At 71.2% G+C, this 25,387-nt stretch carries 18 protein-coding genes; 6 read left to right on the forward strand and 12 right to left on the reverse strand.

What is annotated here, in order from left to right; all coding sequences use genetic code 11:
* Window positions 1-6 precede the first annotated feature (6 nt).
* Window positions 7-6,117 (forward strand): hypothetical protein, encoded by a 6,111-nt coding sequence (locus tag AB4112_RS00825; RefSeq protein ID WP_441716606.1) that lies wholly within the window; start codon window positions 7-9, stop codon window positions 6,115-6,117.
* A 98-nt stretch (window positions 6,118-6,215) separates the two neighbouring features.
* On the opposite strand, the gene AB4112_RS00830 is transcribed toward AB4112_RS00825, so the two are convergent.
* The gene (locus tag AB4112_RS00830) at window positions 6,216-7,370 is read right to left on the reverse strand and encodes a trypsin-like peptidase domain-containing protein (RefSeq protein WP_441716608.1); all 1,155 of its coding nucleotides are present in this window, start codon (window positions 7,368-7,370) and stop codon (window positions 6,216-6,218) included.
* 332 nt (window positions 7,371-7,702) lie between these two features.
* On the opposite strand from AB4112_RS00830, the gene AB4112_RS00835 reads away from it, so the two are divergent.
* Window positions 7,703-7,969 carry a hypothetical protein gene (locus tag AB4112_RS00835; RefSeq protein WP_441716610.1) on the forward strand — a complete coding sequence of 89 codons (267 nt, stop codon included), beginning with the start codon at window positions 7,703-7,705 and terminating at the stop codon, window positions 7,967-7,969.
* 67 nt (window positions 7,970-8,036) lie between these two features.
* Here the strand turns inward: AB4112_RS00835 and AB4112_RS00840 are convergent, their stop codons facing one another.
* From AB4112_RS00840 to AB4112_RS00880, 9 genes are all read right to left on the reverse strand, one after another.
* Entirely contained in the window at window positions 8,037-10,040 is a 2,004-nt protein-coding gene (locus tag AB4112_RS00840; RefSeq protein WP_441716612.1) for a CocE/NonD family hydrolase, read from the reverse strand.
* 52 nt (window positions 10,041-10,092) lie between these two features.
* Complete coding sequence (locus AB4112_RS00845; RefSeq protein ID WP_309801344.1) at window positions 10,093-11,697, reverse strand: ABC transporter ATP-binding protein; 1,605 nt, start codon at window positions 11,695-11,697, stop codon at window positions 10,093-10,095.
* The gene (locus AB4112_RS00850) at window positions 11,694-12,521 is read right to left on the reverse strand and encodes an ABC transporter permease (RefSeq protein WP_441716614.1); all 828 of its coding nucleotides are present in this window, start codon (window positions 12,519-12,521) and stop codon (window positions 11,694-11,696) included. The genes AB4112_RS00845 and AB4112_RS00850 overlap by 4 nt, the downstream gene beginning before the upstream one ends.
* The gene (locus tag AB4112_RS00855; protein ID WP_309801348.1) at window positions 12,518-13,465 is read right to left on the reverse strand and encodes an ABC transporter permease; all 948 of its coding nucleotides are present in this window, start codon (window positions 13,463-13,465) and stop codon (window positions 12,518-12,520) included. The genes AB4112_RS00850 and AB4112_RS00855 overlap by 4 nt, the downstream gene beginning before the upstream one ends.
* Complete coding sequence (locus tag AB4112_RS00860; RefSeq protein ID WP_441716616.1) at window positions 13,465-15,027, reverse strand: ABC transporter substrate-binding protein; 1,563 nt, start codon at window positions 15,025-15,027, stop codon at window positions 13,465-13,467. Before AB4112_RS00860 ends, AB4112_RS00855 begins: the two co-directional genes overlap by 1 nt.
* 153 nt (window positions 15,028-15,180) lie before the next feature.
* A complete protein-coding gene (locus AB4112_RS00865) occupies window positions 15,181-16,065 on the reverse strand; it encodes a LysR substrate-binding domain-containing protein (protein WP_441716618.1) in 885 nt (294 codons plus the stop codon).
* 27 nt (window positions 16,066-16,092) lie between these two features.
* On the reverse strand, window positions 16,093-16,614 hold the full coding sequence (locus tag AB4112_RS00870) for a dihydrofolate reductase (RefSeq protein WP_441716620.1): 522 nt from the start codon (window positions 16,612-16,614) through the stop codon (window positions 16,093-16,095).
* A gap of 22 nt (window positions 16,615-16,636) precedes the next feature.
* Window positions 16,637-17,590: a thymidylate synthase gene (locus AB4112_RS00875; RefSeq protein WP_441716622.1), complete on the reverse strand. Its 954-nt coding sequence runs from the start codon at window positions 17,588-17,590 to the stop codon at window positions 16,637-16,639.
* Window positions 17,591-17,630: 40 nt separating this feature from the next.
* Window positions 17,631-18,524 carry a LysR family transcriptional regulator gene (locus AB4112_RS00880; RefSeq protein ID WP_309801357.1) on the reverse strand — a complete coding sequence of 298 codons (894 nt, stop codon included), beginning with the start codon at window positions 18,522-18,524 and terminating at the stop codon, window positions 17,631-17,633.
* 120 nt (window positions 18,525-18,644) lie between these two features.
* Here AB4112_RS00880 and AB4112_RS00885 point away from each other — a divergent pair, with 120 nt between their 5' ends.
* Window positions 18,645-19,829, forward strand: coding sequence for an MFS transporter (locus AB4112_RS00885; protein WP_309801359.1), 1,185 nt, complete (start codon window positions 18,645-18,647; stop codon window positions 19,827-19,829).
* Window positions 19,830-19,832: 3 nt separating this feature from the next.
* Here AB4112_RS00885 and AB4112_RS00890 read toward each other — a convergent pair whose 3' ends face one another.
* Window positions 19,833-21,272 carry a UdgX family uracil-DNA binding protein gene (locus AB4112_RS00890; RefSeq protein ID WP_309801361.1) on the reverse strand — a complete coding sequence of 480 codons (1,440 nt, stop codon included), beginning with the start codon at window positions 21,270-21,272 and terminating at the stop codon, window positions 19,833-19,835.
* Complete coding sequence (locus AB4112_RS00895) at window positions 21,272-22,498, reverse strand: putative DNA modification/repair radical SAM protein (RefSeq protein ID WP_441716625.1); 1,227 nt, start codon at window positions 22,496-22,498, stop codon at window positions 21,272-21,274. The genes AB4112_RS00890 and AB4112_RS00895 overlap by 1 nt, the downstream gene beginning before the upstream one ends.
* Before the next feature lie 95 nt (window positions 22,499-22,593).
* On the opposite strand from AB4112_RS00895, the gene AB4112_RS00900 reads away from it, so the two are divergent.
* From AB4112_RS00900 to AB4112_RS00910, 3 genes are read left to right on the forward strand one after another with little or no spacing between them, the layout of a single operon-like run.
* Window positions 22,594-22,878, forward strand: coding sequence for a GNAT family N-acetyltransferase (locus AB4112_RS00900; protein WP_309801365.1), 285 nt, complete (start codon window positions 22,594-22,596; stop codon window positions 22,876-22,878).
* A gap of 53 nt (window positions 22,879-22,931) precedes the next feature.
* Window positions 22,932-24,350, forward strand: coding sequence for an amidase (locus tag AB4112_RS00905; RefSeq protein ID WP_441716627.1), 1,419 nt, complete (start codon window positions 22,932-22,934; stop codon window positions 24,348-24,350).
* A 14-nt stretch (window positions 24,351-24,364) separates the two neighbouring features.
* Window positions 24,365-25,288 (forward strand): SMP-30/gluconolactonase/LRE family protein, encoded by a 924-nt coding sequence (locus AB4112_RS00910; protein WP_441716629.1) that lies wholly within the window; start codon window positions 24,365-24,367, stop codon window positions 25,286-25,288.
* Window positions 25,289-25,387: the final 99 nt, after the last annotated feature.

Below are 25,387 nucleotides of genomic sequence, written 5' to 3' on the forward strand. Positions count from 1 at the left end.
GGCAGGATGGGCATTCGAAGGGACGTCATCGGCCTGGCGCTCGGGGGCATCGCCTTCGCCCAGATCCCCACCGCGGCGCGGGCGCAGTGCAACTCGAGCAGCAACCCGCCTCCGCCGCCTGCGGTCACGGCGAACTTCTCGAACCAAAGCTTCGGCCCGGGGAACCCTTATGCGGTGACCTCGCCGGGTGCCGCCGGCTGCATCGGGCCCGATGGAGGCTACGGCGAATCCGGCGTCGACGGCAGCCTGGGACAGGCCGGAGGGCAGATCAGCGGCACCAACACCGGCCTGACCATCGTCGGCGGCGTCATGTCGGTCGGCACCGTTTCGACCGTCGGCGCGAATATCGCCAGCATCGGCGGAGCGGGAGGCGCCGGTGGCCAGGGCGGCTACACCACCTCGATCGACCTGCAGGGCGGCAATGGCGGCGCCGGCGGGGCGGGCGGCAATATCACCGTCGGGTTCGACGGCACCTTCGTTCCGGATCCAGCCACCGGTCTGGCGACCTACGGACTCTCCGCATCGTCCGCAGGCGCCGCCGGCGGCACCGGGGGGGCGTCCAGCTATTCCGGAATCTACGCCAAGCAGGGCGGCAACGGCGGGGCGGGGGGCGCCGGCGGATCTGTCGCGCTCACGGCCAGCGGTTCCGTCCAGGCTGATGCCGTCGGCGTCTCGGCACAGTCCGGCGGCGGTTCGGGCGGGAACGGGGGCAACTCCTCCACCACGGACAAGCTCGACACCACGCAGGGCGGCGATGGCGGCAATGGCGGCCAGGCGGGCGCGGTGTCTCTGAATTGGCTGGGCGGGACCGTCACATCGGCGCAATTCGGTTTGCTGGCCATCGCGGAGGGCGGGGCTGGAGGCTCCGGGGGCGATGCCGCCTATGCCTTCGACACCACGGGTGGCGATGCCGGTGCCGGCGGCAATGGTGGCACGGCCAGCCTGGTGCTGACCGGCGGCGGGGTCGCTGTCACCCTGGCCCCGCCCCGTACGACGGGGGCCGGCCTCTATGTCTCGGCGATCGGCGGCGATGGCGGCAATGGCGGAACCGTGGAGTCCGGAATCGGGGAGGGCGGCGGCAGCGGCGGGAACGGCGGCAATGGCGGGAATGCCAGCGCCACCATTCTCGGCCCGGTCACCTATTCCAGCCAGGGCGGCGGCCAGGGCGTCCTGGTCCAGTCCAATGGCGGCGCCGGCGGGGCCGGTGCGGGTGCGGGCGGAATCGTCGGCCAGGCGGGCGGCGGCGGATTCGCCGGTGTCGGCGGTGGCGCCACCCTGATCCTGGGCAACGCCGCGAGCCTGGGCTCCGTCCGGACCTCGGGGGCTTTCGCCCATGGTGCGCTGGTGCAGAGCGTCGGCGGTGCCGGCGGCAATGGCGGTGAGGCCAGCTTCAACGCCCAGGGCGGTGCCGGGGCGGCCGGCGGGAATGGCGGCGCGGTCACGGTCCAGTCGCCCAACGGCTCGGTGATCGCCATCGGCGACAACGCCATCGCGATGGTGGCGCAAAGCGTGGGCGGCGGCGGCGGCGTCGGCGGCGACACCAACGACATCGACATCGGCATCACCCAGGTGGCCATCGGCGGCAATGGCGGTCTCGGCGGCAATGGCGGAACGGTCAGCATGACCCTGACGGGGGGCGTGTTCGCCTCCACCAGCACGCTCGGCGGCGCGGGCATCCTGGCCCAGAGCATCGGCGGGTCCGGCGGGGCCGGCGGCAGCGCGGCCTCGAAAGGCACCGGCTTCTTCTCGATGGCGATCGGCGGCGACGCGGGCGGCGGCGGCACCGGTGGCCTGGTCAGCGTCACCAACAAATCGCTGATCACCAGCCGTGGCGACCATGCGGCCGGCATCCAGGCGCAAAGCATCGGCGGCGGCGGCGGGAAGGGGGGCGCGGCCTTCACCTTTGCCGCCGGCCTGCTTCCGACGGCGGCGGTCTCGGTCGGCGGCCGCGGTGGCAGCGGCGGCCCGGCGGGGAACGTCTTCGTCAGCAACAGCGGCCAGGTCACGACCTATGGCGCGGATGCCACCGGCATCCTGATCCAGAGCATCGGCGGCGGCGGCGGCAGCGGTGGGGCCGCGGCGGCGCGCGCGGTCGATCTCTCGCCGAGCAAATATGTCCCCGCCATCTCGGTCTCGGTGGCGACCGGCGGCCAGGGCGGGGCGGGTAACACCGGCGGCAAGGTCGGGCTCGACAATTCGGGGTTGATCACCACGGCCGGCGACGGCGCCATCGGGGTCATGGCGCAATCGGTCGGCGGCGGCGGCGGCACGGGCGGCGACAGCACGGCGGCGTCCTATTCCGGCGGCAGCCAGGCCGGTGTGGCGATCTCGGTCGCGGTGGCGGTCGGCGGCTCCGGGGGCACCGGCGGGACCGGCGGCGCGGTGACGGTGACCAATGAAGGGCTCGTGACCACGCTGGGCCAGGATGCCTATGGCGTCTTTGCCCAGAGCGTCGGCGGCGGCGGCGGGTCCGGCGGCGCCGGCGATGCCTCGTCGGCGGCGAGCCAGGCAAAGTTCAGCTTCGCCGCCTCGATCGGGGTGGGCGGCACCGGCGGCACCGGCGGCCACGCCGACATTGTCGATGTGACCAGCACGGGTGCGGTCGCGACGGTGGGCGACGGGGCCGATGGGGTGTTCGCCCAAAGCGTCGGCGGCGGCGGCGGGGCCGGCGGGGGCGGGGTCGCCACGGCCGGCGGCGGCACGCTCAGCGTTGCGGTCGGTGTCGGCGGGCGCGGCGGCGCGGGCGGCAACGGCAACACCGCCACGGTCGCCAATGGCGGCAGCATCGTGACCCGCGGCACCGACGCGATCGCCCTGTCGGTGCAGAGCATCGGCGGCGGCGGCGGCAAGGGCGGCAAAGGCGGGGCGACCGCCGGTGGAGCGGCCGTGCTCTCGAATGCGAAGGCCCTGTTCGACATCCTGTCGGGCGGCCTGAACTTCGGTCAGACGGTCACCAGTCTCGGCGACGGCATCCTGCGGATCGGTCATATCGGCGAGGAGATCAGGGCGACCTATGACGAGTTGAACGGCATCTTCTCGCAGCCGCAGGCGGGTGACGCGCAGAAGGGCACCGCCGTGAAGATGAACGTCGCGGTGTCGGTCGGCGGCAGCGGCGGGGCCGCGGGCGACGGCGGCGCGGCCAATGCGACCAACACCGGGTTGATCGCGACCTACGGGGCCCAGTCGGACGGCATCTATGCGCAGAGCGTCGGGGGCGGTGGCGGCAGCGGCGGCGCTGCGACCTCGACCAGCGGCGCCGCCGACGACACGCCGATCCAGACCGCGATCGGCGTGGGCGGCAAGGGTGGCGGCGGCGGCGACGGCGGTGTCGTGACGGTCGCCAACCAGGCGCGCGCCAAGATCCTGACGCAGGGCGTGGCCGCGTTCGGCATCCTGGCGCACAGCGTGGGCGGCGGCGGCGGCGAAGGATCGCTGGCCGGCACCGTCAGCGGCTCGCTGAAGAGCCTCTCCGTCGGGATCGGCGGCGATGGCGGCACCGGAGGGAATGGCGGCGCGGTCAGCGTGACGACGGACGGCGCGATCACCACCACCGGCAAGCACGGCATCGCCATCTTCGCCCAGAGCGTCGGGGGCGGCGGCGGGCTGGTCCGGACAATGACCACCGACGAGACGTTCGATCCCTCCAAGATCGTCGACAACCCGCAAGGGCGCATCGGCGACGTCCACGGGTTGACGTTGACGTTCGGCGGCCAGAACGGCGTCGCCGGCAACGGCGGGGACGTCTCGGTCACCATGGGCGGCCCCATCACCACATCCGGCCTGGACGCGCATGGCATCCTGGCGCAGTCGATCGGGGGTGGCGGCGGGATGGCCGTCGGGGGGCAGGTCATCCTGCCGGGCGGCCCGATCAGCGCGGGCGGCGCCACCGGCAACGGCGGCCAAGTCGAGGTTGAGCTCACTCCGGGCACGGCGATTCTCACAGCCGGCAACGGCGCCTACGGCATCATTGCCCAAAGCATCGGCGGCGGCGGCGGCTTCGCCGGCGATCCGTCCGTGGTGCACGACTACGAGACCAATACGGCGGCGGCCGTGACGAGCAACATCGGCGATGCCGGAACCGTCTCGGTTACTGCGGAAAGCGCCCGCATTCAGACCACGGGCAACTATGCCCCGGCCATCTTCGCCCAGAGCATCGGCGGCGGCGGCGGCCTGGTGAACTACAACATCGCCGGCGGTCCTGGCGACAAGATCCAGGCGCGGGGCAGTGCCGGCGGCGGCGGCAGCGGCGGTGGTGTTGAGGTCAACCTCATCGGCAGCATGGTCTCGGCGTCGGGGGCGGGGTCGCCAGGCATCTTCGCCCAGAACGATGGCGATGGAACATCATCAGTCAACATCCTCATTTCGATCGATGCCAATTCGAGCGTTCACGGCGGCCAGGACGACGCGGCCTTCCCCGGCAATCAAGGCCGCGGACTCCGCGACGTGGCGGGCGTCCGGCTGATGGGCGGTACCGGGAACACGATCAACAACAAGGGGATCATCTCGTCGCTCAATGGCATTGCGATCCTGACCGACACGCCGGCGGGCAACACCCAGGTCACGAACACGGGAACGATCTCGGGCGACATCCTCTTCAACAGCGGGGTCGGGAATGTCGTGGACAACCGTTCCGGCGGTGTGATCGAGGCCTTCACGGCCATCAACCTGAGCGGCGGCCAGCTCCGCAACGCCGGCAGCTTGCTGGTCGGCGGCGCCGGCGCGATCGGCAGGACGACCGTGACGGGCGACCTGGTTCAGAGCGCCACGGGCCGTCTGGTGGTGGAGACGAACCACGGCACCGGCACGGCGGATCTCCTCGATGTGCAGGGCCATGCGCGCCTGGGCGGCATGGTGGAGGTGCATCCGCTGTCACTCGCCAACCGCGCCGTAACGGTGCTGAGCGCCACCGGGGGGCTGGCGGTCGATCCGGGCTTCGCGGTCAGCCGCACCCATCTCTACCGCTTCGATGCGCAACAATCCGGCAACAGCCTGCAAGTGCAGCCGGTGGCGGAGTTCAGCGCGGCGGCTGGCTCGCTGGGGAAAAACCAACGCCGGGTGGCGGCGCATCTGCAGCAGCTCTGGGACAGCGGTGCGGGGTTCGATGAAGGCTTCACCGCGCTCGCCGGGGTCGGGGACGGCGGCAGCTACGGGCGGGCGCTGAGCAGCCTCTCCGGCCAGACGGTCGGAGCGGTCGCGGCCCTCCGCTACAGCTCGAGCCATGGCTTCGTCACCAACATGCTGGACGAATGCGCGACCTTCGAGGGCGCCGGCCGGACGCAGGACGAGGCCGGCTGCACCTGGGCGCGCGCCGTCGGCGGCGTGGCCGACCAGGACAGCACCCGCGACGCGCTGGGCTACCACACCACCACCTGGACTCTTCAGGCCGGCGGGCAGCGCGAGATTGCACCCGCCTGGTTCCTCGGCGGATCCATCGGGTATGAGAGCAGCAGCCTCCGCGGCAATGGCGGCAGCGCGCGGGTCAGCGGCGACAGCCTGCTGCTCGGCACGACGCTGCGCTACCAGACCGGGCCGTGGCAGGCCTCGGGCGCGCTCGACTTCGGCTATGGCTGGTATGACAGCCGGCGCTCGATCGAAGCCGGCAGCTTCCAGGGGACCGCCGACGCCTCGCCGACACTCTGGCATGTCGGCGCCCATGCGCGCTTGGCCTACCAGGCGCCGATCGCGGACTGGTACGTGCAGCCCCGCGTCGACCTGCACCTGACCTATGTGCACGGCAACGGCTACACCGAGACCGGGGCCGGCCCGTTCGACCTTGCCGTCGAGTCCGAGGGCGCCACGACCTTCGCGGCGATCCCCGCGGTGGAGGTGGGCGGGCGCATCCCCCTCGGTGGGGCCGCGGTGCTGCGCCCATTCGCCAGCGCCGGCCTCGAGCTCAGCGCCAATGGCGACTGGGCGGCGACGGCGCGTTTTGCCGATCAGCCGGGCAGCGGGGGCTTCCGCGCCACGACCCCCATTCCGGACGTGCTGGGCAAGTTCACCCTCGGCGCCGAGGTGCTGAACAACACGAACTGGGACTTTCGGCTCCAGTACAGCGCCGAGGTCGGCGACGGGTATGCCTCCCATACCGGCCTGGGGCGGCTGGGCTATCGGTTCTGAACCCTTGCACCGGACCCGATGTGCGGGGCTGGAGACCGAAACAGAATTCGCAACGACAATGTCGGACGGTCGGGCCGGCCGTCACGCCGGCCCTGACCTCAACTCTCCACGCGCTCGGATTTCGCCAATCTGGCGATGTCGACCGAAACGGTCTCGGTCTTGCCGTTGCGCAGCACCTTGACCTGCACGGTATCGCCGGCCGCGGTCGCCGCGACCAGTCGAGGCAGCTCCTGGATCTGCCCGACCGGCTTGCCATCGAACGACAGGATCACATCGCCCTGCTGCAGGCCGGCCTTCTGCGCCGGGCTGTTCTTCTGCACGGCGGCCACGAGGACACCCTCGGCCTTGTCGAGGCCGATCGCGGCGGCGATCTCCGGCGTCACCGCCTGGATCTGCACGCCCAGCCAGCCGCGCTGGACGCTGCCATGGTCGCGGATCTGACCGATCACGGTCTTGGCCAGGTTGGACGGGATGGCGAAGCCGATGCCGACCGAACCGCCGCTGGGCGAGTAGATCTCGCTGTTGATGCCGATGACCTTCCCGCTGGCATCGAAGCTCGGGCCGCCGGAATTTCCGGGGTTGATCGGCGCGTCGATCTGCAGGAAGTCCTCCAGCGGGTTGGAATTCAGGTCGCGGCCGCGGGCCGAGACGATACCGGCCGTGACGGTGCCGCCCAGGCCGAACGGGTTTCCGACCGCCACCACCCAGTCGCCGACCTGGGCGGCATCGCTGTCGCCCCATTCGACCGCTGTCAGCTTCCGGTCGGTCTTGACCTTGATCAGGGCGAGATCGGTCTTCTCGTCGGTTCCGACCACCTTTGCCGGCAGTTTGGTGCCGTCACTGAGGGTGACGGTGATGTCGTCGGCGTCCTTCACCACATGGTTGTTGGTGACGATGTAGCCAGCCGGATCGATGACGAAGCCGGACCCGGCGCCATGGAACTGGTGACCGCTGCCCTCGCCGCCGCGCGGTCCACCGGCGCCATCCGCCACCTCCCTGGGCGACGCATGCCCGGCGATCGAAACATTGACGACGCCGGGCATCACCTGGTGCACCAGCCCGGCAAAGGATCCGGAAGCCGTTGGAGCGAGAGAGGTCTCGATCGGCTTGCCTTGCACCTCCGGCGGGGAGCCGAAGGCGAAGACCGCCCCGAGCGGCACGCCGATCAGGGCGGTGCCGACCAGCAGCGCCGCCGTCATTCGGCGAAGGCGGGGCCGCCGGCCGCGGTTGTCGGAATCGAAGGGGGTATCCATCTGCATCTCCACTGGTCTCGGATCGCCGCCGTCATCGCCGGGCGTGTATCCGTGAAGATGGGATCGCGACACTTACCCCCGCGTGTCATCGGGATTAAATCAGCGCAATGCATGCCCGGCCCCGCCTTTCTCAAATCTCTCCCTCGAAAAGTGTGCTGGTGGAATGATTACTGGAGCCGACCGACAGGAGCCGCGGATCTCTCAAATGTCTGAGCGTCGCCGTTCAGACCGGAATTCCAGATCTGCGCTCCGCTGAAAGCCGGACGCGGCGCAACATCGCACCGCGGTCCGATGGCCGTTGAAGGCGGCCGATCGCGGCAAATATGGAGGTCATGAGCACATGGACTCGCCTGGCGCTGGCCGCCAGCCTGACCGTTGCGACCGTGCCGGCCGCGACGGCTCAATGCATCGTCGATCCGAACATCATCGGCAGCCCCTGCATCGGTGGATCGCCGCCATTCGTCAACCAATCGCGGGAATTCATACCGTTCTCGCGGCCCGCGTCACCGGCGATCTCGACGCCCGCTCCCCGACAGACACAAAGTCTGAGGGCACCGACCATGCCGCCACTGCGGATGCCGTCGCACGGCAGGCTCTAGCGCCACCGCCCTGGGCCACCGATCACGGCGCCGGAACGCTGCCATGACCGGTGGCCGGCACCGGCTGTCAGACCAAGTCGCGCGGAATGCTCTCCGACCAGGACCGCTCGGCCGCCGGCTGTCCGTTCTCGCTGGCCGTCAGCTCGGTGGACAGGTGCCACTGGTCGCGGTCCGCCGTCAGCACCGACCGGCTCTCGATCAGGATGCGCCAGCCCTCGCGCCCCATCTCGTAGGATTGGGTCAGGACATAGCGGGCCGACAACGGGTCGTCGTCGCGGATGGTCAGCTCGCGCTTCAGGCTGTGCGACGCCATGCTGTCGATCTCGTCGAAGCGCAGGATGCCCTCGCCGAACAGTCCGCCGATGCCCTCGGTGACATAGGTTGTCTCCCCGGTTACATGGTCCTGCACGGTATAGCGGCGGATGCTGCCGGGGCCGATCTGGGTGGCCGGCGCCGGCGGGCCGCTGACCGGCGGCTCGAACACCACCGGTGCCTCCGCCCCACCGCGCCGAACCGGCAGGTCGAGATGGCTGGCCCCGGCCCTGAGGGTCAGGGTGGCCGCATCGGGCGCCGGCCACACCGTCGGCCAATAGCCGGTGGCGACGGCGATGCGGATGCGGTGCCCCGCCGGGAAGCGGTGGCCGCAATCGTTCAGCTTCAGCCGCACCTGGTAGCGCCTGCCGGGCTCCAGCGCCGCCGGTGACTCGTGCCCGTCGCGATGGGTCAGGTTCAGCACGCCATAGCTGACCCGGGTCGACCGGCCGTCCGGCGCCACGTCGCACAGCCGCACCGCGAGCTGCGCCACCGGCGCGTCCGACGCGAGGTCCAGCAGCAGCTCCGGCGCGCCCAGGATCTCGACCGCATCCGGCAGAGGCGCGGTGTCGAACAGCTGCGCCGCGCCATCATCCAGGCGCTGGTCGACCGGCAGCTCGCCGGGGCAGCCGGTGGCCATCCATTCGCCGGCCGCCTTGCCGTGGCTCAGCGGCGACCGGACCAGGATGTCGGCCTCCAGGCCGGCGGCATCGGCCAGGCTGCCCGGCGCGTTCAGCGCCCAACGCCGCGGCGCGATCGCCGGGCTGGGCCAGGCGGCCTCGCCGACCCAGCGGCCCGTGCTCTCGGGCCGGTCGCCGGCGGGCGGCATCCAATCCTCGACGAAAGCGCGCAGCATCGGCTCCTCCATCACCCCGGTGTCGTGGCCCTTCAGCCACTGGTCCCACCAGCGCAGCGCCTCCTGCAGGAAGCCGATCGCCGGGCCCGGCACGCCGTCCTGCGGATAGATGTGGCCCCACGGCCCGATGATGCCGCGGCGCGGCACCTGCAGCCCGGCCAGCAGCCGCGGCACCGCGTTGGTGTAGCTGTCGGCCCAGCCGCCGATCGCCAGCACCGGGCATTGGATCGCCGACCAGTCCTCGCGGATCGAGCCGTGCTTCCAGTAGTCGTCATAGCGCTGGTGCCGCAGCCACAGCGCCGGGAAGAAGGGCAGGGTGTCCAGCCGTTCCAGCCATTGCCGGCGCCAGCTGTCGCCGACGATCGCGGGGTCGGCCGGGCGGGCCTGATAGGCCAGCATGATGGCGCCCCACCACAGGTTGTCGTTCAGCAGGCAGCCGCCCTGGTAGTGGATGTCGTCGCTGTAGCGGTCGTCGGTCGAATAGACCGTGATGATCGCCTTCAGCGCCGGCGGCCGGCACGCCGCCACCTGCAGCGCGTTGAAGCCGCCCCAGGACTTGCCCATCATGCCGACCGCGCCGGTGCACCAGGGCTGGGCCGCGATCCAGGCGATGACCTCGACCGCGTCGTCCTGCTCCTGCTGCAGGTACTCGTCCGCCATGTGGCCGTCGGATTCGCCGCTGCCGCGCATGTCGACGCGGATGGCGGCATAGCCCTGGGCCGCGAACCAGCCATGCATCGGCTCGTCCCGGCCGCGGGTGCCGTCGCGCTTGCGGTAGGGGATGTATTCCAGGATCGCCGGGGCCGGCGCCGCCTCCGCCCCCTCGGGCAGCCACAGCCGCGCCGCCAGGCGGGTGCCGTCGGCCAGGGCTATCCAGATGTTCTCCTCGACGGAGACGGGCATGTCGGATCTCCAGAACCAGGACCGCAGCGGTCCGCTAGACAACGAAGACGGATCAGGGGCTTGCGTCGCGGCCGGCCAGGACGCCGTCCAGCCAGTCGCGGCGCAGTTCGGGCACCGAGGCCAGCAGCCGGCCGGTGTAGTCGTGGAAGGGCGGCGCGAAGATCTCGGCGGTCGGCCCCTGCTCGACGATCCGGCCGCGCTGCATCACCGCGGTGCGGTCGGCCAGCCGGCGCACCACGCCGAGGTCGTGGGTGATGAACAGGTAGGCGACGCCCAGCTCGTCCTGCAGCCGGCGCAGCAGCCGCAGGATCTCCTCCGCCACCAGCGGGTCGAGGGCGGAGGTCACCTCGTCGCAGATCATCAAATCGGGCTTGGCGGCCAAAGCGCGGGCGATGCAGACGCGCTGCTTCTGCCCGCCCGACAGCGCCCCCGGCAGCCGGTCGGCGAAATCGGCGTCCAGGCCGATCAGCCCCAGCAGCCGCGCGACCTCCTGCTTCACCTCGCGGTCCTTCAGGCCGAAATAGAAGGCCAGCGGCCGGCCGATCGCCTCGCCCACTCTCTGGCGCGGGTTCAGGGCCACGTCGGGCAGCTGGTAGACCAGTTGCACCCGGCGCAGCAGGTCGCGGTTGCGCCCGGTGTAACCCGGCGGTAGCACCTGGCCGCCCAGCCGGACCGTGCCGGCCACCGGCGGCAGCAGGCCGGTGATCACCCGCGCCAGGGTCGACTTGCCCGAACCGGATTCGCCGACCACCGCCAGGGTTTCGCCCCGCCGCAGCGACAGCGACACGTCGCTGAGCACCGGCACGTGGTGATAGGCGGCCGATATGCCGTCGACGGTCAGCAGCACCTCGCCGCCCTCGTGCCGGCGCGGTGCTCCCGATAGGCTGGCCTGCCGTTCACCGACCAGCCGGCGGGTGTAGTCCTCGCGCGGCGCCTCCAGCACCGCGGCGGTGCTCCCGAGTTCCACCGCCTTACCGTGGCGCAGCACCTGGATCCGGTCGGCGATCTGCGCCACCACCGCGAGGTCGTGGCTGATGTAGAGCGCGGCGGTGTCGTAGCGCTGGATCAGCCGGCGCAGCAGGGCCAGCACCTCGATCTGGGTGGTGACGTCGAGCGCCGTGGTCGGTTCGTCCAGCACCAGGATGTCGGGGCGGCAGGACATCGCCATCGCCACCATGGCGCGCTGCAGCTGCCCGCCCGAGACCTGGTGCGGATAGCGGTCGCCGAAATGCTCGGGGTCGGGCAGGTCCAGCGCCCGGAACAGCTCCAGCATCCAGGCGCGGGCCTCGGCCCGGCCCATCGAGCGGTGGTGGCGCGGCCCTTCCAGCACCTGGCGGCCGATGGTCAGCGCCGGGTTGAAGGCGGCCGCGGCGCTCTGCGCGACATAGGCGATGCGGGCGCCGCGCACCTTGGCCCGGCCGGCCGCACCCTCTCCGGTCAGCGCCTTGCCGCCGATCGCGACGGTGCCGCCGGCGATGCGGCAGCCGCCGCGGCCCCAGCCCATCGCGGCCAGGCCGATGGTCGACTTGCCGGCGCCGGATTCGCCGATCAGCCCCAGCACTTCGCCCTGCTTCAGGTCAAGGTCGATGCCATCGACCAGGACGGCGCCGTTCGGCGCCTCGACCCGCAGGCCGCGGATGGTGAGGATGTCGGTCATCGCGCCTCTCCCTGCGGCCGGCTGCGGCCGGCCAGCAGCCAGTCGACCACCAGGTTGACGCCGATGGTCAGCAGCGCGATCGCCGCCGCCGGGTACAGCGGCGCGTAGAGGCCGTAGAGGATGCCCTGCTGGTTGTCCTTCACCATGCCGCCCCAATCGGCATAGGGCGGCTGGATGCCGAGGCCCAGGAAGGACAGGCCGGCGACGAACAGGAAGGTGAAGCAGAAGCGCATGCCGAATTCGGCGATCAGCGGCGCCGCCGCGTTCGGCAGGATCTCCTTGCGGATCAGCCACCAGCTGCCTTCGCCGCGCAGCCGCGCCGCCTCGGCATATTCCATCACATTGATACCCTGCCCCAGGATGCGGGCCAGGCGGAAGACCCGGGTCGAATCCAGGATGGCGATGGTCAGGATCAGCACCGGCAGGGACGAGCCGAGCGCCTGCAGCACCACCAGGGCCGAGATCAGCACCGGCACGCACATGATGGTGTCGACCAGCCGCGACAGCACGGTGTCGACCCAGCCGCCGCGCAGCGCCGCGAAGAAGCCCAGCGGCAGGCCGATCGAGAAGGAGATCAGCGACGCCGCCAGCGACACGCCGATCGACATCTGCGCGCCGTACAGGATGCGCGAGAGCATGTCGCGGCCGTTCTGGTCCATGCCCAGCCAGTTCAGCGCGGTGGCCGGGTCGAACGGGCCGCCCAGGATGTCCTCCTCGCCATAGGGGGCCAAGAGCGGCCCGAACACCAGGGCGGCGAGGTTCACGGCGATGATGGCGAGGCCAATCCAGGCGGTGAGGGGGATGCGCTTCAGGACGGTCCTCATCGGGGGTGCCGCAGGCGCGGGTTGAGCGCGATGGCGGCGATGTCGGCGGTCATGTTCAGCAGCACATAGGCCGCGCCGAACACCATGGCGCAGGCCTGCACCATCGGCAGGTCGCGCTTCGACACCGCATCGACCATGAAGCGGCCCAGGCCGTTGTAGTTGAACACCGCCTCGACCAGCACCACCCCGGTGATGAGATAGGCGATGTTGAAGGCGACGACATTGACGATCGGCGCCGCCGCATTCGGCAGGGCGTGGCGCATCACCACCCGGCCGGTGCGCAGGCCCTTCAGGTAGGCGGTCTCGACATAGGCGGAATCCATCACCGCCAGCACCGCCGTCCGGGTCATGCGCATGATCTGGGCGACGGTCACCAGCAGCAGCGTCAGCATCGGCAGGGTGGTCGCGTCCACCCGCTCGCCGAAGCTCATGCCGGCATAGACGTCGGCCAGGCTGGGGAACACCGGGTACTGCACCGCCAGGACCAGGATCAGCACCAGGCCCAGGAAGTATTCCGGCAGCGAGACGGTGCCCAGCGCCGCGACGTTCACCAGCCGGTCGAACACCCCGCCGCGGCGCACCGCGGTCAGGATGCCCAAGGTCACCGCCAGCGGCACGCCGATGATGGCGGCATAGGCGGCCAGGAACATGGTGTTCCAGAAGCGCGGCCACAGCAGCTCCGCCACCGGCTGCCGGTTGGCCAGGGACTGGCCGAGATCGCCCTGCACGAAGCCCCACAGCCAGTGGCCGTAGCGGACCAGCGCCGGCACCTCGAGCCCCAGGTCGCGGCGCAGCGCCGCCACCGCCTCCGGCGTCGCCGACTGGCCGAGGATGGCCGAGGCGACGTCGCCGGGCAGCAGCTGGGTGCCGGCGAAGACCAGCAGCGAGACCAGCCAGAGGGTGAAGACGCCGAGCGCGATCCTTTTTAGGATCAGGACTGTCATCAGGCCGCCAGCCAGACGCGCTCCGCCAGCCGGCCGCCCATGAAGTTGAACATCGGATGCGGGGTGACGCCCTGCACCTGGGTCGACGCCGCGTCGAGATAGTCGCCGAACATCGGGATCATGGCGCCGCCCTGGTTCGAGATCATCTCCTGCAGCGTCCAGTAGATCTCCTTCCGCTTGGCGTCGTCCAGCAGGCCGCGGGCCTCGACCAGCAGCTTGTCGAACTGCTCGCTCTTCCAATGGGTGTCGTTCCACTTGGCGTCGGAGGCATAGGCGATCGACAGCATCTGGTCGGCGGTCGGGCGGCCGCCCCAATAGCCCATGCTGAACGGCGCCTGCAGCCACACCTTGTCCCAATAGCCGTCGGCGGCCTCGCGCTTGATGGCGACGTCGATGCCGGCCTTGGCCGCGGCGGTGCGGAAGATCGCCGCGGCGTCGACCGCGCCCCCGAAGGCGGCGTCGGAGGTCGACAGCTCGACCTTCAGGTCGGTCATCCCGGCCTGCTGCAGGTAGTACTTCGCCTTGTCCGGGTCGTAGGGGCGCTGCGGCAGCTCGGTGTTGAAGAAACGGTCGGTGCGCGGGATCGGGTGGTCGTTGCCGATCTGGCCGGCGCTGCGCAGCGCCACCTTCAGCAGCTGGTCGCGGTCGATCGCGTGCTTGATCGCCAGCCGGACATTGACGTCCGAGAACGGCGCCTTGGTGCAGTCCATCAGGAAGGTGAAGTGCTGGCCGCCGGCCGACTGCACGATCTGCAGCTTCGGGTTGCGCTTCAAGAGGTCGACCGTCTTGAAGTCCAGCCGGTTGATGGCGTGGACCTGACCCGACATCATCGCGTTGGTGCGGGCGGCGACGTCGTTGATGACGATGACCTCGACCGCATCGACATTGGCGCAGCCGGGCTTCCAGTAGCTTTCGTTGCGGGTGAAGCGCGAGCGCACGCCGGGCTCGTAGCTCTCATAGACGAAGGGGCCGGTGCCGATCGGCTTGGACCAGTCGGTGAAGCCTTCCGGCACCACCAGGAAATGGTAGTCGGACAGCAGGTAGGGCAGGTCGGCATTGCCGCCGGTCAGCTCGATCGCGATCTGGCTGTCCGACAGCTTGCGCACGTCCTTGATCTGCTCCGCGATGGCGCGGGCGGCGGAGGTGCTTTCGCCGCGGTGCAGGTTGATCGAATAGATCACGTCCTCGACCGTCAGCGCCTTGCCGTTGTGGAAGGTGACGCCCTTCCGCAGCGTGAACACCCAGTCCGCCGCGCCGGGCTTGGCCTCCCAGCTCTCCAGCAGCTCCGGCACCGCCTGGTTGTTGCGGTCGATCTCGACCAGGCCGTTCATCAGCATGAAGGCCTGGTTCAGCGGCACCCAGTCGGTCATCACCCGGGGGTCGAGGTTGTCGGTGGTGCTGCCGCCGCCCATGCCCAGCTTCAGCACGCCGCCCTTGCGCGGCGTGTCCTGGGCGAAGGCCTGCCCGCCGAAGCCGCCCGCGGCGGCGAGCCCCAGCCCCGCCGCTCCCAGCAGCAGGTTGCGGCGCGTCGTCCCGAGACGGGGGAAATGGCTGTTGGTCATGACGATCCCTGTTTGCGGAGGCTTCATCCGATTCCGGCCGCGCTGTTGTGGTCCCGCGCGGCCTTGAACGACTGGACCCTAGGGGATGGCTCCAATAAGTCGGACATGATTTTTCGTCATATCCCTATGAGCCGGTCCCGGCCCGGCGTCCGGTCAGCCGGCGTTGCTGGCGACCAGCCAATCCATGGTCTGCCGCACCACGCGGCGGACATGCCGGTCCAGCGGCCGCATCAGGTAGAACGACCCTTCCGAGCGCAGGTGGAAGTCATGCGCGGGCACCAGCGTGCCGGCGGCCAGGCGGTCGCGCAGCAGCCAGGTCCAGCCCAGCGCGGTGCCCAGCCCCTGGGACGCCGCCTGCACCGACAGGGCGTAGGAGCCGAGGCGCCAGACCCGCGCCGCCGCCGGCTGCGGCATGGCCACGGCGCCGAACCAATGGGTCCAATCGAGCCATTCGCGCAGCGAATCCTCGATCGCCAGCAGGGTCGGCGCCGGGTCGTCGGCCAGGGCAGGCCGGCCGGGCGCCGTGACCGGCACGATCTCCTCGGTGCCCAGCACATGCAGCGCCACCCCGGTCGGCCGCTCGCGCCGGTAGAAGATGGCGAGGTCGAACTCGTCGAGGCGGAGACGGGCGACGTCGTCGGTGACCCGCAGGCGCAGCTCGATCCCCGGCAGGGCGGCGTCCAGCGCCTGCAGCCGCGGCATCAGCCACAGATCGGCGATGCCGTGCGAGCAGGCCAGCGTCACCTGGCGCGGCCCGGCCGAGCCGCGGGCGCCATGGGTGACGGCGGCGAGGTCGCCGAGGATGCGCCGGATCTCGGCGACATAGGCCTCGCCCACCGGGGTCAGGGTGACGCCGGCCGGGGTGCGCTGGAACAGCTTGGCGCCGATGAAGCCCTCGAGCTTCAGCATCTGGCGGCTGACCGCGCTCTGGGTCAGGCCCAGCTCGGCGCCGGCGCGGGAGAAATTGGCCAGCCGCGCCGCCGCCTCGAACACCACGAGGGCGTTGAGCGGCGGCAGGCCGAGATCGACAAGGCTCATCGCGTCTCTTCCGTCGCGGCCTGCACCCTAACCGCCCGGCCGGCGCCGCTCCCAGGTCACCACCTCGAAGGCGGCGTCGTCGGCCTCGCCGCGCGGGTGGGCGACGCGGCTGACCTCCCGCCAATCCTGCGGCGGCAGGGCCGGGAACACCGCGTCGCCGGCGGCGTCCAGCGCCAGCTCGGTCAGGATCAGCCGGTCGGCCAGCGGCAGCGCCTGGGCGTAGATCGCGGCGCCGCCGGCGACGATCACCGCATCCGCGCCCATCTCTAGCGCCAGCGCCTGGCCGCGCTCAAGCCCGGCTTCCAGGCTGCCGGCGACGTCGACGCCCTCGGCCGCGAAGCCGGGGTCGCGCGTCACCACGATGGTCCGGCGCCCCGGCAGCGGGCGGCCGATCGACTGCCAGGTCTTGCGGCCCATCACCAGCGGCTTGCCCATGGTGGCCGCCTTGAAGTGCTGCATGTCCGACCGCATGCGCCAGGGCAGCCCGTTGTCGGCGCCGATGACGCGGCTGCGCGCCATCGCCGCCACCAGCACGATTGGAACGGTCATCGGCTTCCCTGCGGCAGGCGTGTCACACCGCGATCGGCGCGGCGATGGAGGGGTGGGGGTCGTAGCCTTCGACGATGAAGTCGTCGAACCGGTAGTCGAGGATCGATTCCGGCCGCCGCGCGAAGCGCAGCGTCGGCCACGGCCGCGGCTCGCGGCTCAGCTGCTCGGCGACGAGGTCGCCGTGGTTCTCATAGACATGGGTGTCGCCGCCGAACCAGACGAACTCGCCCGGCTCCAGGTCGCATTGCTGGGCCAGCATGCGGATCAGCAGCGACGCGGTCACCAGGTTGTAGGGCACGCCCAGCCCGACATCGCAGCTGCGCTGGTGCAGCAGGCCCGACAGCCGGCCGTCGGCGACGAAGTACTGGTAGGTGGTGTGGCAGGGCGGCAGGGCCATGCCGCCCAGCTCGGCGACGTTCCAGCCGGTGAAGATCAGCCGCCGCGACGACGGGTTGGTGCGGATGTCGCGCACCAGCGCCGTGATCTGGTCGATGCCCTCGGGGTCGCGGCGGTACAGCGTCTCGCCGTCGGCCTCGCCCGCCGGCTCGTAGCGCGGCCAGTGCCGCCATTGCGCGCCGTAGACCGGGCCCAGGTCGCCCCAGCGCTGCGCGAAGGCCTCGTCCTCGACGATGCGGGCCTCGAACGCCTTCTGCGAGATGTCCTCGCCGGTCTCGCGGCGGTACTTGGCCAGCGGCCAGTCGGTCCAGATCGTCACGCCGTCCTGCAGCAGCGGGCGGATGTTGGTGCCGCCGTCCAGGAACCACAGCAGCTCGCGGACGATGGTCTTCCACGACACCCGCTTGGTGGTCAGCAGCGGCACGGTGCCGTCGGACAGGTCGATTCGCAGGGTCTGGCCGAACAGGGCGCGGGTGCCGACGCCGGTGCGGTCGCGCCGCGGCGCGCCTTCGCGCCAGGCGCGCTCCAGCAGGTCGAGATACTGGTGTTCGGGATGCGGGGTGCGGCTGTGGTCGAGCATGTCCCCATCTTAGCAAGTCTGGCGCGGCCGTCGATGGTGGCTACGCGATCCGCACCCGATCGGCCAGGAAGTCGACGAAGGCGCGCACCCGGGCCGGCATGGTGCCGCGGCCGAGGAAGACGGCGTGGATCTCCTCCATCTCCTTCGGGTCGAATTCGGGCAGCAGCTGGACCAGCCGGCCAGCGGCGAGGTCGTGCCCGATATGGTACATCGCGGTGCGGCCGATCCCCATGCCGGACAGCACCGCCTGGCGCAGGGTCTCGCCGTTGTTGACCACCAGCGACCCCGACACCTGCATCGGCCGCGGCCCGTCCGGCCCGGCCAGCACCCAGTCGGTGAAGCTGCGGCGGTAGTTGAAGGTCAGGCAGTCGTGCCCGGCCAGGTCCGCCGGCGTCTCGGGCCGGCCGCGGCGTTCGATGTAGGACGGCGCCGCGATCAGCACCCGCCGGCTGTCGCCCAGCTTGCGGGCCAAGAGGCCGCTGTCGCGCAGCGGGCCGTGGCGGATGGCGACGTCGGTGCGCTCGGCCAGGATGTCGACGACCTCGTCGGTCAGGCTGATGTCCAGCGTCACCGCCGGGTACAGGGCCCGGAACTCCGGCATCAGTGGCATCAGGCAATGGGTGCCGAACGGGATCGAGGCGCTGACCCGCAGGCGCCCGCGCGGCGCCGCGGAGCCGCCGGCGCCGGCCTCGGCCTCGGCGATGTCGGCCAGGATCCGGCTGGCCTGCTCGTAGAACAGGCTGCCCTCCGGCGTCGGCATCAGGCTGCGGGTCGACCGGGCCAGCAGGCGCACCCCCAGCCGGTCCTCCAGCCGCCCGATCAGCTTGGCGACGGCGGACGGGGTCAGGCCCAGGCGGCGGGCGGCGGCGGAGAAGCTGCCATCCTCCACCACCCGCACGAACACCTCCATCTCGCCGGATCGGTTCACATCCATCGGCTTTGGAATCCGTTTCACAGATGATCGGCCGCGGCGAAGGATAATCGCAAACGGCCGGGGTGCCCATCTTGCGGTGACCGTTTCACGGAAGGTTGGTTCATCGGAAGGTCGGCCATCATGCCCCTCGCCCTCTACGCCCTTGCCGTCGGTGCTTTCGGCATCGGCATCACCGAATTCGTCATCATGGGCCTGCTGCCCCAGGTCGGCGCCGATCTCGGCGTCTCGATCTCCACCGCCGGCCTGCTGATCAGCGGCTACGCGCTCGGCGTCGTCGCCGGCGCGCCGATCCTGACCACCCTGACCGGGCGGATGTCGCGCAAGACCGTACTGCTGGGCCTGATGGTGATCTTCACCATCGGCAACCTCGCCTGCGCGGTGGCGCCGGACTACAACACCCTGATGGCGGCGCGCATCCTGACCGCCTTCGCCCATGGCACCTTCTTCGGCGTCGGCTCGGTGGTCGCCACCGGCCTGGTGCCGGCGGACAAGCGGGCCTCGGCCATCGCCATCATGTTCACCGGCCTGACCGTGGCCAACATCCTGGGCGTGCCGTTCGGCACCTGGCTGGGCCAGGGCTTCGGCTGGCGCGCCACCTTCTGGGCGGTGACCGCCGTCGGCATCGCCGCCCTGGCCGTGATCGCCGTCGCCGTGCCGAAGGACAAGGCGGCGCCGGAGGCCAGCGACTGGCGCCAGGACCTGCGGGTGCTGGCCCGCCGGCCGGTGCTGCTGGGCCTGCTGACCACCGTCCTCGGCTTCGCCGCCGTGTTCGCCGTCTTCACCTATATCGCGCCGATCCTGACCCGGATCACCGGCTTCTCGGAAGGTGCGGTGTCCCCGATCCTGCTGGTGTTCGGCGGCGGGCTGGTGGTCGGCAACCTGGCTGGCGGCAGGTTCGCCGACCGCTGGCTGGTGCCGACGGTGCTGGGCAGCATGGTGGTGCTGGCCGTGGTGCTGGGGCTGATGACCTTCGCCATCCACAGCCAGGTCCTGGCCATCGTCTTCGTCGGCCTGCTCGGGGCCGCCGGCTTCGCCACCGTCGCGCCGCTGCAGATGTGGGTGATGGAGAAGGCGCAAGGCGCCGGCCAGAGCCTGGCCTCCAGCTTCAACATCGCCGCCTTCAACCTGGGCAACGCGCTGGGCGCCTGGCTCGGCGGTGTGGTGATCGACCAGGGCCCCGGCCTCGGCGCCGTGCCCTGGGTCGCCGCCCTGGTGCCGCTGGCCGGGCTGGCGGTGGCGGCGTTCAGCCTGCGGCTCGACCGCCGCGGGCCGGCGCTGGTCCCCGCCGCGGACTGCGCCCGCTGACGATCAGATCCGGGCGACACCGATCTCCGGCACCAGCAGGGCGGCGTGCCGGAGATCTTCGACGAACCGCTCATAGGCCGCCTGCTGCGCCTGCCGGTCCGGCAGCCGCAGCAGGTGGGACGGATGGACGGTGACCAGCCCCGGCAGGTCGCCACGGAAGCGGACCGGCACGCCGCGGATTTCGGCCAGCGGGGCCGCGTGGCCCGACAGGGATCGGGCCGCGGTCGCGCCCAGCGCCACCACCAGCCGCGGCCGGATCAGGGCCAGCTCACGGTCGACCCACCAGCGGCAGGCCTCGACCTCGCCGCTGTTCGGCCGCTGGTGGATGCGCCGCTTGCCGCGCAGCTGGTACTTGAAATGCTTCACCGCGTTGGTGATGTAGACCCGGCCGCGGTCGATGCCGGCATCGGCCAGGGCGCGGTCGAAGACCTGCCCGGCCGGGCCGATGAAGGCACGGCCCGCCAGATCCTCCTGGTCGCCCGGCTGCTCGCCGACGAAGGCGACCGCCGCGTCCGCCGGGCCTTCGCCGAACACCGGCTGGGTGGCGGGGCCGTGCAGCGGGCAGCGCCGGCAGGCGGCGATCTCCGACGCCAGGCCGGCCAGCGTGCCGGCAGGGCCCGGGCGATGCAGGTCGGGCGCCGGGATCGGCTTGCGCGGCGGTTCGGGCGATGCGTCGATCATGGCGCGGGTGCGCGCCCGGGCATCGCCGAGCAGGCCCGGGATCAGCCCGGCCTCCGGCAGGTTCCGCCAGTATTTCTTCGGCATCTCCGCCCGCATCGCCACCGGGTTGGCGCGGGCCGGGTTGAAGGTGGCGCGGTAGTAGCGCCGCCAGGCGTCCTCCTGCACATCGCCCTCCGGCGCCTGGTCGCGCCGCATGCCGGGGCCGAAGGCGATCTTATCCCCGTCCCAATGCAGCGACCCCTCGGGCGTCAGGATCGACCAGCGCATCGCCGCGAACCGGCCGGTGAAGAACGGGGCCACGCGGCGCAGGATGTGGTGCTCCGGCTCGAACCAGGCGATGAAGTGCTCGCCTGCCCCGTCACCTTCGGCCTCGACCCGGCGGAAGCGCAGGAAGGCCGTCATCTTGTGCGCGTCGCGGCGCACCGCCTGGGCCATCCGCTCCAGCCGGCCGGTCAGGGGATCCGAGGCGATCCGCAGCAGGCTCCGCTCGCCATGGGCCAGCCGCCACAGCGCCGCATACAGCAGGGCGAACCGCTCGGGATCGCGATGGCAGATCGCGGCCCCGGCCAGATCCTGGAACCGCGCCGGCACGGCGAGGGGCGGGGCCTCGGCCGCGGCCGGCGGGATCTCGCCGAGCAGCGGCGGATCCCCGCCTTCGTGCCAGGACACCGCGCCCGGCGGCACCTGCGCCGCGATCAGCCCGCGCGCCGCTTGCCGGAAGCCATCGAGATCGTCGGGCTCGCGAATGACGACCGCGCGCATCAGGCGAACAGCGACAATTGCGTGGGCGGGGCCAGCCGGGCGCGCAGGTCGGCCCGGTCCAGCAGCCGGGTCGGCCGGTGGTCGGCGGCGATGATGAAGGGCAGGGCCCGCTTCAGCGCGCCGGTCAGGCGGGCCAAATCCGCCAGCCGTAGGCTGTGGTGCCGGCGCGTCTCCACGATCCGCTCGACCGTCCGCGCGCCCAGCCCGGGGATGCGCAGCATCAGGCCGCGCTCGGCCCGGTTGACGTCGACCGGGAAGCGGTCGCGGTGCCGCAGCGCCCAGGCCAGCTTCGGGTCGATGGCGAGGTCCAGCATCCCGCCGGGCACGTCGGCCAGGATCTCGCCGGCGTCGAAGCCGTAGAACCGCATCAGCCAGTCCGCCTGGTACAGCCGGTGCTCGCGCTGCAGGGGCGGGGCGTGGGGCGGCAGGGCGCTGCTCGCCTCCGGGATCGGGCTGAAGGCGGAGTAGTAGACCCGCTTCAGCCGGTAGCCGGCATAGAGGCCGGCGACGGTGCCGAGGATGGTGGAATCGTCGGCGCCGTCGGCCCCGACGATCAGCTGGGTGCTCTGCCCGGCCGGGGAAAAGCGCGGCGCCTTCGGCTCGGCCTCGGATTCGTCGATCCCCAGCCGCAGCCGGCCCATGGCGCCGCGGATGGTCCGGCTGCGCTTCTCCGGCGCCAGCCGGGTCAGCCCGTCCTCGGTCGGCAGCTCGATGTTGATCGACAGCCGGTCGGCGTGGCGGCCGGCGGCTTCCAGGAGCTCTGGGCTCGCCTCGGGGATCGTCTTCAGGTGGATGTAGCCGCGGAAGCCATGGTCATGCCGGAGCCGGCGCGCCACCTCGACCAGCTGCTCCATGGTGTAATCGGCCGACCGGATGATGCCGGACGACAGGAACAGCCCCTCGATGTAGTTGCGCTTGTAGAACTGGATGGTCAGGTCGACGACCTCGGCGATGGTGAAGCGGGCCCGCCGCACGTTGCTGGACCGGCGGTTGATGCAGTAGGCGCAGTCGTACTGGCAGAAATTGGTCAGCAGGATCTTCAGCAGCGACACGCAGCGCCCGTCCGGCGTGTAGGAGTGGCAGATGCCGGCGCCGGTGGTGGAGCCGAGGCCCTTGCCGTCCCGCGAATCGCGCTTGGTGGCGCCGGAGGAGGCGCAGGACGCGTCGTATTTCGCCGCATCGGCCAGGATGTCGAGCTTCGCCAGGGTGGTCAGGGTCTCGGTCATGTTGCTAATTTGTTCCGATCTGCGGTGGAGTCAACCTCGCCTTCGATGGCGGGCCGCGCTTAGACTGCCGGCCGCAATCCGATGGAGGCAGGGACATGGCCGAGGTGGCCGACAATCCGGCGCTGAGCCGCTACGAGATGGCGGTCGACGGCGCCGTGGCGGTGGTCGAATACCGCCGCCTGGGCGATGTGCTGGCGCTGACCCACACCGAGGTGCCGCAGGCGCTGTCCGGCCGCGGAATCGGCACTGCCCTGGTGCTCGCCACGCTCGACCGGGTCCGCGCCGCCGGGCTGAAGGTGCGGCCTCTCTGCCCCTTCATCACCGCGGTGATCCGGCGCCACCCGGAATATGGGGATCTGGTGGCCACGGATCGCGGTTGACGCCCCCGCGACCGGCCTCGCACATTTGCCCGACATGAACCGGAGAGGCTGACATGGCGGAGCTGTGCGATCGCGAGGCGGTGGAGCTGCGGCGCCTGATCGGGGCGGGCGAGATCTCGCCGGTGGAGCTGGTGGAGAGCTGCATCGCCCGGATCGAGTCGGCGGACCCGGCGGTCAACGCCATCACCGCCACCGCCTATGACCGCGCCCGGGCGGAGGCTCAGCGAGCCGAGGCGGCGGTGCGGCGCGGCGACGCCCTCGGCCCCCTGCACGGTCTGCCGATCGGGGTGAAGGACCTCAGCGAGACCGAGGGGCTGCTGACCGCCTATGGCTCGCCGCTGTTCGCCGACAACGTGCCGGCCGCCGACGAGCTGGTGGTGGCGGTGCTGCGCCAGGCCGGCGCCATCGTGCTGGCCAAGACCAACACCCCGGAATTCGGCGCCGGCGCCAACACCCGCAACGAGGTGTTCGGGCCTACGCTCAACCCCTTCGACCATGAGCTGACCTGCGCCGGCTCCTCCGGCGGCTCGGCGGTGGCGCTGGCCTGCGGCATGGTCCCGCTGGCCACCGGCTCCGACCTCGCCGGCAGCCTGCGCACCCCGGCCTCCTACTGCGGCATCGTCGGCTTCCGCCCGACGCCGGGGCTGATCCCGACCGAGACCCGCGGCCATGGCTGGTCGCCGCTGTCGGTCGACGGGCCGATGGCGCGCACCGTGGCCGATGCGGCGCTGATGCTGTCGGTGATGGTCGGCGACGACCCGCGCGACCCGCTGTCGCTCGGCGTCGATGGCGCGCCGTTCCGCTCGCTCGAGGCGCCGGAGCTGTCGGGCCTGTCCGCGGCCTTCACCGAGGATCTCGGCTTCGCCCCGGTCGACAGCCGCGTCCGCACCACCTTCCGCGCGGCCCGCGAGGCGCTGGAGCCCGCCTTCGGCCGCCGCGCCGACTTCGCGGTCGACATGCGCGGGGTCGACCAGGCCTTCGCCACGCTGCGCGCCGTCGGCTTCGTCGCCGGCCATCGCGAGAAGGTCGAGGCCACGCCCGACAAGGTGGGGCCGAATGTCAGCGCCAATGTCGCGGCCGGCCTGAAGCTGGGCCTCGCCGACGTCGCCTCGGCGCTGACGGTGCAGACCCGGGTGCTGCGCGACTTCGATGCCTTCCTGGCCGGTGTCGACGTGGTGATCTGCCCGGTGGCCGGCCACCCGCCCTTCCCGTGGAAGGACTGGTACCCGGCGACGATCGACGGCGCCGAACTGTCCAGCTACTTCCACTGGCTGGCGCTGGCCTATGGCCCGACCCTGGCGGGGCTGCCCTCGGTGGCGCTGCCCTTCGGCCGCGACGCAGCGGGGCTGCCCTTCGGCCTGCAGATCATCGGCCGCCGCCGCGGCGACCGCGCCGTTCTGGCCGCCGCCCGCGCGATCGAATCCTGGGCCAGCCGCAACGGCTTCGGCCGGGCGGTGCCGAAGCTGGGGTAGGTTGGGAGGGGACAATGCCTGATATCCGTACCGTCGCCAGCGGGCTGCTGTTCCCGGAAGGGCCCGTGGCCGAGGCCGATGGCTCCGTCCTGGTCGTCGAGATCCAGCGGGAAACCGTCAGCCGCGTCCGGCCAGACGGAACGGTCGAGGTGGTGGCGACGCTCGGCGGCGGGCCGAACGGTCTGGCGGTCGGCCCGGATGGCGCCCTCTATGTCTGCAACAACGGCGGCTTCCTGTTCCACATGGACGGCGGTTACAACCGGATGCGCCGCGGCGTCCACCCGCAGTACAGCGGCGGGCGGATCGAACGCCTCGATCTCGCCACGGGCGAGGTCCGGACCCTCTACGACCGCTGCGGCGAGAACCGGCTGTGCGGCCCGAACGACATCGTCTTCGACCGGTCGGGCGGCTTCTACTTCACCGATTACGGCAAGCACCGGGAGCGCGACCGCGACTATGGCGGGCTGTACTACGCCCGCGCCGACGGCTCTGAGATCGTCGAGGTCGCCTATCCCATGGAGATGCCGAACGGCGTCGGCCTGTCGCCGGACGACTCCACGGTCTATGTCGCGGAAACCGACACCGGGCGGCTGTGGGCCTTCGACCTCGATGCGCCGGGGCGGCCGCGGCGGCACCCGTTCCCATCGCCGCATGGCGGCCGGCTGGTCTGCGGCCTGCCCGGATACCAGCGCTTCGACAGCATGGCCGTCGATGCCCATGGCAACATCTGTGTCGCGACGCTGATCACCGGCTGCATCACCGTGATCTCTCCGGACGGCACCGTCCTGCGGCAGGTCATGCTTCCCGACCCGGTCGCGACCAACATCTGCTTCGGCGGGCCGGATCTGAAGACCGCCTACATCACCCTGTCGGGCACCGGGCGGCTGGTGGCGATGGATTGGCCCGAGCCCGGGTTGCGCCTGGCCTATTCCCGGTAGGGCGTAGGTTGGGTTCGTGCTTGCGAACTCGACCTGCGTCTGACGGTCGAGATCTATCCTTTACTGTCATTGCCCGGCTTGACCGGGCAATCCAGGGGC

The organism is Inquilinus sp. 2KB_23 (assembly GCF_052115705.1).
Classification (GTDB): Bacteria; Pseudomonadota; Alphaproteobacteria; order DSM-16000; family Inquilinaceae; genus Inquilinus; species Inquilinus ginsengisoli_A.